Annotated in this window: 2 protein-coding genes; one reads left to right on the top strand and one right to left on the bottom strand. The window is 65.6% G+C overall.

From position 1 onward, the window contains the following. Positions 1 to 201, top strand: a 201-nt coding sequence (locus BLQ49_RS28765) for a sugar transferase (RefSeq protein ID WP_143012383.1), incomplete at its 5' end; no start/stop codon positions are given. Positions 202 to 222: 21 nt separating this feature from the next. Here the strand turns inward: BLQ49_RS28765 and BLQ49_RS29990 are convergent. Further along, complete coding sequence (locus BLQ49_RS29990) at positions 223 to 468, bottom strand: hypothetical protein (RefSeq protein WP_167627828.1); 246 nt, start codon at positions 466 to 468, stop codon at positions 223 to 225. Positions 469 to 1,569 lie beyond the last annotated feature (1,101 nt).

Below are 1,569 nucleotides of genomic sequence, written 5' to 3'. Positions count from 1 at the left end.
TACGGCCGGGCGTTTGCGACCTGCTTTGCGGTGCCGCCGGGGGTGACGGGGCTGTGGCAGGTCTCGGGCCGGTCGGACACGAGCTATGCCGAGCGCGTGGCGCTGGATCTGGATTATGCCAGCCGCTGGAGCCTGCGCCGGGACATCGCCATCATGCTGCGCACCGTCCCGGCCGTCCTCGCCCAGCGCGGAAGCCGCTGAGGCAAGGCCCCGGGGGGGGCTTCACGCGGGCATCCCTTCACGGAGCCGGTTGAGGCCGGGATCGGCGGTCTGGTGTGGTTCGGCCCGGTACGGTGGCTGCCAGCGTTCCTGCCGGTCGTGGCCGATGGGCTGGCCTACGGCGTGTGCATCCATCACCGCAGCGCCGGCGGCGACATGCACTGCGGTCTGGCCCTGCCCGCGTGCGGGGCGCATGGTTTCCTGCGCGGCGCCCTCATGAGACCCATGCGTGGGCGAGACCTCAGCCACGGCGACTCTGGGGTGCATTTACCACGCATGCAGGCGATGCGGATTTCTGCTGCGTTGCGGACAGGTCATTGCGTCTCAACCTGAAAGCGAGGGTTGAGACAATGGATTCGTCCCGAAAAGACAAGCTTGGCCCCGAGGGGTCGGAGCGTCGGCGCAGTTTGGGACAACACTTGTTCGCCCGCTTCGGCACGCCCGCGATCCTGATCACCGTGCTGCTCGTGGTGGTCGCCTGGGCGGGGTTCTTAGGGTGGGGTCTTATCCGGCTGTTGAGTTGGCTCGTCCGATAGGGGCGGGGACCGGCCGTCGAGGTCATCCTCAGGCATCGCCGATGCCCCGCGACATGGGTGCCAGAAGACGACAAGCCCGGTGACCAAGGCGATCGGTAAAATGGCTGTGCGGGCCATGTCCCAGCTCCGGGCTATCGCAGATAGAGGCCGGCGCCCAATCCTATGAGGATCCAAGCCGGTGTAGCGAGGCCTCGCCGGACCGACGCTTCACACGGTTGCATTCTTCGCGCCCTATCACGCCGCTCCCATGGTCGGCGGCGGGGACCGCCTCCGCGCACCTCGCGCAGGTGTGACCAGCGAGGTGCCGGCACATCGCGGCTCCGAACCGGTGCCGTCTCGGCGCCCGATCCTAGGTTATCGTTCTCGCTCCAGGTCGCGCAGCGATGCATGGTGGGTGCGTCGTGTTCGGCCGCTCCCCTCGTTTGCAACGGTTTGAGCCCCTCGGTCGTTTGAGGGTTCGCTGCTGCGCAAAAGAAGGTGCGCCGCACGCATCCCACCCGTGGCGCGGCCTGAGGCCGACGCCCGACGTCTTGCGGCTGCCATGGCTGCGATGTCCGGTCAGTATATGCGTAAGTAGAAACTACCGGGCGGCTATCCGCATCGGGCCCGATGACGCGTCTGCATTAATCCTAACAGAGGTCAGTCGTACTGCCGAATTCTGTTCTGGATGTGAAATTCGCGAAAATACCGGGTTGCCGCGCTGCGTTTATCAGATTATGAGCAGCGCAATAACCAATTATTAACGTTCGCCATTGGGCTCGCCAAAGGAGCTGAGACCATGCTGACTCGCGCCGAGACCGCCGCGTCCGCCGAC

The organism is Methylobacterium phyllostachyos, from assembly GCF_900103445.1.
In the GTDB taxonomy this organism is placed as follows: domain Bacteria; phylum Pseudomonadota; class Alphaproteobacteria; order Rhizobiales; family Beijerinckiaceae; genus Methylobacterium; species Methylobacterium phyllostachyos.
This window is presented reverse-complemented; position numbering and strand designations above follow the sequence as displayed.